The 6724-nt window shown below is 75.5% G+C and carries 8 protein-coding genes; 6 read left to right on the top strand and 2 right to left on the bottom strand.

Going from position 1 to position 6724, the window contains the following annotated elements; all coding sequences use genetic code 11:
- Positions 1-152: 152 nt before the first annotated feature.
- Positions 153-410 (bottom strand): Rho termination factor N-terminal domain-containing protein, encoded by a 258-nt coding sequence (locus tag VM324_15950; protein ID HVM00783.1) that lies wholly within the window; start codon positions 408-410, stop codon positions 153-155.
- Between the two features lie 45 nt (positions 411-455).
- Here VM324_15950 and VM324_15945 point away from each other — a divergent pair, with 45 nt between their 5' ends.
- The gene (locus VM324_15945) at positions 456-1022 is read left to right on the top strand and encodes a hypothetical protein (GenBank protein ID HVM00782.1); all 567 of its coding nucleotides are present in this window, start codon (positions 456-458) and stop codon (positions 1020-1022) included.
- 12 nt (positions 1023-1034) lie between these two features.
- Here the strand turns inward: VM324_15945 and VM324_15940 are convergent, their stop codons facing one another.
- Positions 1035-1277: a helix-turn-helix domain-containing protein gene (locus VM324_15940; protein ID HVM00781.1), complete on the bottom strand. Its 243-nt coding sequence runs from the start codon at positions 1275-1277 to the stop codon at positions 1035-1037.
- 342 nt (positions 1278-1619) lie between these two features.
- On the opposite strand from VM324_15940, the gene cpaB reads away from it, so the two are divergent.
- Genes cpaB through VM324_15915 form a run of 5 tightly spaced genes read left to right on the top strand, consistent with a single transcriptional unit; the run spans position 1620 to position 6721 of the window.
- Positions 1620-2342, top strand: a complete 723-nt coding sequence (gene cpaB, locus VM324_15935; protein HVM00780.1) for a Flp pilus assembly protein CpaB — start codon at positions 1620-1622, stop codon at positions 2340-2342.
- Positions 2342-3580, top strand: coding sequence for a hypothetical protein (locus VM324_15930; GenBank protein HVM00779.1), 1239 nt, complete (start codon positions 2342-2344; stop codon positions 3578-3580). The genes cpaB and VM324_15930 overlap by 1 nt, the downstream gene beginning before the upstream one ends.
- Positions 3577-4890 carry an ATPase, T2SS/T4P/T4SS family gene (locus tag VM324_15925; protein HVM00778.1) on the top strand — a complete coding sequence of 438 codons (1314 nt, stop codon included), beginning with the start codon at positions 3577-3579 and terminating at the stop codon, positions 4888-4890. Before VM324_15930 ends, VM324_15925 begins: the two co-directional genes overlap by 4 nt.
- A complete protein-coding gene (locus VM324_15920; GenBank protein HVM00777.1) occupies positions 4887-5768 on the top strand; it encodes a type II secretion system F family protein in 882 nt (293 codons plus the stop codon). Before VM324_15925 ends, VM324_15920 begins: the two co-directional genes overlap by 4 nt.
- Complete coding sequence (locus tag VM324_15915) at positions 5765-6721, top strand: type II secretion system F family protein (protein HVM00776.1); 957 nt, start codon at positions 5765-5767, stop codon at positions 6719-6721. The genes VM324_15920 and VM324_15915 overlap by 4 nt, the downstream gene beginning before the upstream one ends.
- Positions 6722-6724 lie beyond the last annotated feature (3 nt).

Here is a 6724-nt window from a genome sequence, read left to right as displayed (position 1 = left end):
CCGCAACCACTGACGGCGCCAAGAGCCGGCTTCGGCTGCGCCCGCGCCGGGCCGGCCACCTTTCCCGCGCCCGCTCGGGAATCCTGTGGTTTTCAGCCAGCAACGCCGTGCCGGCCCGGCGCGGGCGCAGCCGAAGCCGGCTCTTGGCGCCGTCAGTGGTTGCGGAGGGCGTCGATGAGCTCGTCCTTGCTCATTCCCGAGCGGCCTTCGACGCCGATCTCCTTCGCCCGCTCGCGAAGGTCATCGACCGTCCACTCCTCGTAGGGGGCCGAGCTGCCGCCGCGTTTGCCGGCGGCGGAGCGGTCGGTGTTCGCGATCCGCGCGGCCTTCTCCTTGCTCATCCCCTTGTCGCGAAGGGCCTCGTACTGCTCGTCGTCCTTGATCGACGGGCCATGATCCTTCTGTCCCATGGGGTCTCACCTCCGAGGCGTCTATGCCCTGGCAGACTGCGGGGCATGCCCGGCGACACCGACGAGGGGGACTTCGGCCACTGGGCGCGCGATCCCGACCTGTCGGCGGCGGGCGCGCGCTACCGGGCCGAGCTGCGCGCGGAGGCGGCCGTCTACGAGCAGCTCGCCGCGAAGGACCGCCTGCGCGGGCGGACCCTGGGCGACGTCGCCGCCGAGGCCGTCGCCCGGGGCGACATCATCGCCGTGGCGGTGACGGGCCGGTCGTTCACCGGGCAGCTCAGCTATGCCGCAGGCGACCTCGCCTGCCTGCGCACGTCCGCCGGCGAGACCGTCGAAGTCCATCTCTCCGGCGCCGTCGCGCTGCGGGTCGTGGAGGAGGTGCGCGAAGGCGGGCACGGCAGGACGCCCGGGCCGGGGACCTTCGCCGCGCGCCTGGGGGAGCACGAGGCCGCCGGCACCCTGCTCGAGATCGGCGCCCGTGTGCCCGACGGCGGCCTCGTCGGTCGCATCGAGGCGGTCGGTGTCGACCACGTCGTCGTCACGGGTGTCGACGGTGCCCGCTGGTTCGTGGCGCGCAGCGCCATCGACTACGTCCTGCCGCGCCGCCGGTGAACGCGGCGCCAACTACCGCTGGCGCGGGTCCCGCGCGCCGGCGTCCGCCGGATGGTGCACGGGCTGGTTGCGCAGCCAGTCGAGGACCTCGTCCTTGAAGTAGCGAAACGTGCGCCCGCCGGGCAGGCGGTGCGCGGGCAGCACGCCCTGACGCGACAACTTGCGGACGTAGTCGATGTTGAGGTTGAGCAGGCGGGCCACCTGGCCGGCGTCGAGCACCGGCGGCAGGTCGTCATCCTCGCGCCGCTCGGCCATGACGCGTCCCCTTCCTCCGCGTGGCGGGAGAGGCCGCTCGCCGGCCGCCGGCACGCAGTAACGGGAGGCTAGCAGGCCGGACAGGGCGTGACGGGAACCTCGCACGCGGGCCGGGGACGAGCGGGGTCACCGGTGAGCTTCCCACGCCGCCCGATGGGGCAATCCGACCAGGAAACGTTCTGAAGCGAACAGATACCCACACATCAGGAGAGAAACTGCTTGATGGGACGACCGGCGTGGGTCTATCGTCGCCGCGAAGGTCCGCACCGCGACGGGTGCGGCGCATGATCCCACGGGGGGTCCCCGGTGGCCAGTGCCGAACCGTTGGGAGCACCGGCGCCCTTGCCTGCGCCGGCCGTGCCCCGGCGCAGACGACCCATTGCGAGCCGCCTGTCGGCCGGGCACGTCGTCATGATCGTCGCGGCCCTCGTCGCGGCGTTGCTGAACTACAGCGCCCTGCGCAGCCGGGACGACTCCGTGCGGATCGCGGTGGCGTTGCACGACATACCCGCCGGCGCGCCCGTCACCGCCGGCGCGCTGAGCTTCACCGACGCCCGCGTCGACGAGGGCGTCCTCGCGACGCTGCTCACTCCCGAGCGCGCCGCCGGTGTCGAGGGCTGGGTCGCGACCGGCATGATCACGGCCGGCGAACCCCTGCGCGGAAGCGACCTGCGGGCGCCTTCGGCGCCGCAGGAGCACCGGGCGATGAGCGTGCCGATAGACCGGGAGCACGCCGTCGGGGGCGCGCTGCGTCCCGGCGACCGCGTCGACGTCATCGCCGTGCATGACGGCGTGGCGTCCTACGTCGTCGCCGACGCCGAGGTGCTCGCGGTGCCTACGCCCGACGCGCGCGGCGGCCTCGGCGCGCTCAGCCGGTTCAGCGTCACCCTCGCGGTCGACGAGGATGTGGCGTTGCGGCTTGCGGCAGCCCTGCGCAGCGGCTCGCTCGATGTGGTGCGCTCGACGGGTTCACGGGCGGTGCGGGCCACCAGCGACCCCGGCGTCGCCACCCAGCCCGGCGCGCATGGCGAGAGCGAGAGCGCCCCGGAGGGGACCGCCCCGTGATGAGCGAACCGCAGGTCGCGATGGCCGCGTCCCCGCGGGACTGGGCGCTGCGGCTGCACCGCCACCTCGCCGACCACGGGGGCGCCCGGGTGCGGGCTACCGTGCTGCACCCCCACGACGCGCTCGCCGAGCGCTACGACGTCCTCGTCGTCGACGACACCACCTCCTTCCTTTCCCACCGCCTGCTCGCCGAGCTGCGGCGCGCGGGACGGCAGGTGCTCGGGGTCTACGACCCCGACGAGCCCGGCGGCAAGGGCGAGCTCGCCGAGCTCGGCGTCGACGCGGTCCTGCCCGCAACCGCCGACACCGCCGAGTTCCTCGACGCGATCGTCGGCCTGTCCGCCGAGGCGGTCCATCCCGACGGCGGCTGGGAGGAGGGTCCGCAGCCCCCCGCGCCGCCCCGCGTGCCCGTGCCCTCACGGACGATCCGCGGGCGCATCACCGTGGTAGCCGGGCCGCCGGGCGGCTGCGGCGCCACCGAGGTGGCCGTCGCCCTCGCCGCCGCCGTCGGCCGACGGGGGGAGCCCTGCGTGCTCGTCGACGCCGACGAGGTGGCCCCGTGCGTCGCTCAGCGGCTCGGACTCCGGGCCTACCCGAACCTCCGGGCGGCCGTCGACGCGGTCGAGCAGCTCGACGGCAGCGTCGGGGAAGCGCTCGTCCCCGTGCCCGCCGGGCACTTCTGGGCCCTGCCCGGCCTCGCCCGCGCGACCGACTGGTGCGAGGTGCGCCCCAACGAGGTCGTCGAGGTCGCCCGGGCCCTCGCGCGCCCGCACGTGCATGTTGTCGTCAACGTCGGGCACCGCGTCGAGGACCTGGCCGGTGCGGGTGGCGTCGCCCGCTACGGCTGCACGCGCGCCCTGCTCGGCGCGGCGGATGCCGTCGTCGGCGTCGGTGCGGCGAGTCCCGTCGGGGTCGCCCGCCTGCTCGACTGGACCGCCGACGTCCGCGGCTTGTCCGCGGCACCCCTGCACCTCCTGCTCAACAACGCGCCGGCGAGCCGCTTCAAGCGCGGCGAGGTGGAGGCCGAGCTGCGGCGCAGCGTCGTGCCCGCATCGCTGACGTTCGCCCCGAGCGACAGGCGGGTCGAGACGGCGGGGTGGAGCTGCACCGTCGTTGCCCCGGGGCCCTTCACCCGCGCGGTGGACGGCCTCGCGTCGGTCGCGCTGCCAGCCGGGCGGCGCGACGGCGGCCGGCGGCGCGACAGGACCCGGCGCGACAATCCGGTGCCGGTCTCGTGAGCGCCAGCGCCGCCGCCGGCAGCCGGACCGCGGTGGGCACCGGCGCCTACGACGGGCTGCGGCGCACGGTGCTCGCGCGCATCGAGTCCGAGCGCCTCGACCCCGACACGGACCTGCCGGCGGTCCGCGCCGCCGTGGTCGACGCCGTCGAGGCCTACCAGCGTCAGGCCCATCTCGGCGAGGGCGTCGCCCTGCGCGATCCCGCGGAGATGGCCACCCGCCTGCTCCGCTCGATCACCGCCTTCGGCCCGCTCACCGACCTGCTCTCCCGCCCCGACGTCGAGGAGGTCTTCCTCGAGGGGCCCCGGGTGTCCTACATCGACGGGACGGGCCGGCTGCAGGGGCTCGCCGCGCCCACCACGGAGGAGGAGAACCGCCAGGTCGTCGACCGGCTGCTGTCGACGACGCAGCGCCACCTCGACGCCCGCAGCCCGCTGGTGCAGGCGCGCGTCCTGAACGGACGGGCGCGCCTGACCGCCGCGATCCCGCCGATCGGTGACGCGCTCTCAGCGACGATCCGCCGCAGCACCCTGCGGCGGGACACCCTCGGGTCACTGCTCGAGAAGGGGTCGTTGACCCCGCCGGCCGCCGGCCTGCTGTGGGCGGCGATGCAGACCTCGACGAGCCTGCTCGTCTCCGGTCCGCCGGGAGCCGGCAAGACCTCCCTGCTGTCCGCCCTGATCGCGGCCGCCCCCTCCAACCACTGCGTGCGCTGCTGCGAGGAGATCCGCGAGCTCCACGTCCCGCTCACGCACGGGTCCTTCTACGAGGCGCGCCCTCCGGCGATGGACGGCAGCGGCGAGGTCACCCTCCGCGACCTCGTGAAGTTCGTGCTCGCGATGCGCCCCGACCACATCGTGGTCGGTGAGGTCCGCGGGGCCGAGGCGTTCGAGCTCACGCGGGCCGTCAACGCGGGGTGCGGCTTCGCGTGCACCGTCCACGCCAACTCGGCCCGCGACGCCCTGTCAGCGCTCGTCAACGCCGCGATCATGGCGGGCGAGAACGTCCCGGAGCCGGTCGTGCGGGCGGTGTTCGCCCGCGCCATCGACTTCGTCGTGCACCTCGACCTCGACGACGTGAACAGCGTGGACCCCGCCGAGGGACTCCGCCGCCAGGTCTGCGAGATCGTCGCGGTCGTTCCCTCGCTGCACGACGACTTCTCCACCGAGCCGGTTTTCGTGCGCGAGCGGGTCGGCGCGCCCCTCGAGTGGACCGGAGTGGTGCCGCCGGGCGCCGAGCTCCTGGAGCGCTGCCTGCCCGACGGCTTGACGCTGCGCGCCATCCTCGAGGGAAGGCGGGTGCCGCTGTGAGGCTCGCCGCCGCCCTGGCCAGCGCCGTGACGGCCTACTTCGCGGTGGGGCTTGTCGCCGGTTGCGCGCCGACCCTGCGCCGCAGCGCGGGCACGCGGCGGCGCGCGGCCGCGGCGCAGCTGTGGCTCACCCAGGCGGGGGTGGCGCTCAGCCCGGCGCAGTTCTGGACGGGCTCGGCGACGGTGGCGCTGGCCGCCTTCGCTCTGCTGACGGCGGTCACGGCCACTCCGGCGGTCGCGCTCGTTCCCGCCGTCGCGGTGGGGCTGCTCCCGCGCGCCTACTTCGCGCGCCGCCGCGGGCTGCGCCTGGCCGAGGTCGCTCAGGCGTGGCCCGATGGACTGCGCGAGCTCGTCGCCGCCGTGTCGGCCGGGATGAGCCTGCCCCAGGCGGTTTCCGGACTCGCCGCAGCCGGCCCCCCGCCGCTGCAGCGGGCGTTCTCCCGCTTCCCCCTGCTGCTGCGCATGCTCGGCTTCGTCCCTGCGCTGGAGGTCGTGAAGGCCGAGCTCGCCGACCCGACGAGCGACCGGGTCATCGAGGTGCTCGTCCTCGCGCACGAGCGCGGCGGGCGGATCGTCGGGGAGATCCTCCGCGACCTCGCCGAGGCCGCCGCCGCGGACGCCAAGACCTGCGCGGAGATCGCCACCGCGGGCCTCGAGCAGAAGCTCAACGCCCGGTCGGTGTTCGTGCTGCCCTGGGTGGTGCTCGCGCTTCTCACCGCCCGACCGGGCCACTTCCGCGACTTCTACCAGTCCGCCGGTGGGGTGGGCGTCGTCGTCGTGGCGGCTGTGCTCAGCGCTGTCGGCATGGGCATCGTCGCCCGCCTCGCCCGCGACCCGGTGGAGGAGCGCGTCCTCGCCGACGGTGGGGCGGTCCGGTGACCGGCGCGGCCCTGCTCGCGGTCCTCGCGGCGGGGGTCGCTGCGGCCGCCCTCGCCTCGATCGTGGTGCCGCCGACGCCGCGCCTCGCGCCCCGCGTGCGGCCCTACACGCTGGCCAGCCGCTCGGGTCTTGGCCGGGGGGCGGATGCCGCGGCCGTGGCCGAGCCGGGCACGGCGCTGTCGGCTGGCACGCTCCGGCGCCTCGTCGGCCCGCCGGTCGAGGAGCTCGCGCGGGCCCTCGGGCGGATCGTGGACCAGGTGGGCGACGACGCGCTGCTCCTGCGGCTGCGTCAGGCCGGACTGTGCCAGGAGGTGCCGGAGGCCCGGCGCGCCCAGGAGTACCGGATCCGCCAGCTCGGCAGCGCCGCCCTCGCGACCGCCGTCCTCGGCGGGGCGACCCTGCTCGCGGGGCAGCCACCCGCCCGCGTGCTGCTCGCCGGCGTCGGCGGGTGCGTGTTCGGGGCGACCCGGTGGCGCGGGCGCGTCGACCGGGCGATCGAGGAGCGCCGGCTGCGCATGCAGATCGAGCTCTACACCGTCAACCAGCTGCTCGCCATGCACGTGCGGGTCGGCGGCGGCGTGGTTCAGGCGATCGGCCGGGTCGTCGAGCGGGGACGGGGGGAGGTCGTCGGCGAGCTCGCCGAGGTGCTCGCCGCGCACCGCAGCGGCCGGCGGATCTCCGCCGCGCTCGAGCATGCCGCCCGGGTTACGCCGGAGCCGCACGCCTCCCGCACCTACAAGCTCCTCGCCGGGGGAGCGGAGTACGGCGCGGACCTGGCCGAGGGCCTGCGGGCGCTGTCGGAGGACATCCGGGGTCAGCGCGGCGAGATGCTCAAGCGCGCGGCCACCCGGCGGCGGGCGGCGATGCTCGTGCCGATCATCGCGGTGCTCGCGCCGATCATGCTCCTGTTCGTCGCCGCGCCACTGCCGTCGATCGTGTTCGGAGGCCGGTGACCG

Source organism: Egibacteraceae bacterium (assembly GCA_035540635.1).
Classification (GTDB): domain Bacteria; phylum Actinomycetota; class Nitriliruptoria; order Euzebyales; family Egibacteraceae; genus DATLGH01.
The sequence above is the reverse complement of the archived record's forward strand: the minus strand, read 5'-3'. Positions and strand labels throughout refer to the sequence as shown.

Excerpts from the sequence above, each read along its gene's own strand:
- VM324_15950 (HVM00783.1), bottom strand. The coding sequence starts at position 410 with ATGGGACAGAAGGATCATGGCCCGTCGATCAAGGACGACGAGCAGTAC.
- VM324_15945 (HVM00782.1), top strand. The coding sequence starts at position 456 with ATGCCCGGCGACACCGACGAGGGGGACTTCGGCCACTGGGCGCGCGAT.
- VM324_15940 (HVM00781.1), bottom strand. The coding sequence starts at position 1,277 with ATGGCCGAGCGGCGCGAGGATGACGACCTGCCGCCGGTGCTCGACGCC.
- VM324_15930 (HVM00779.1), top strand. The coding sequence starts at position 2,342 with ATGAGCGAACCGCAGGTCGCGATGGCCGCGTCCCCGCGGGACTGGGCG.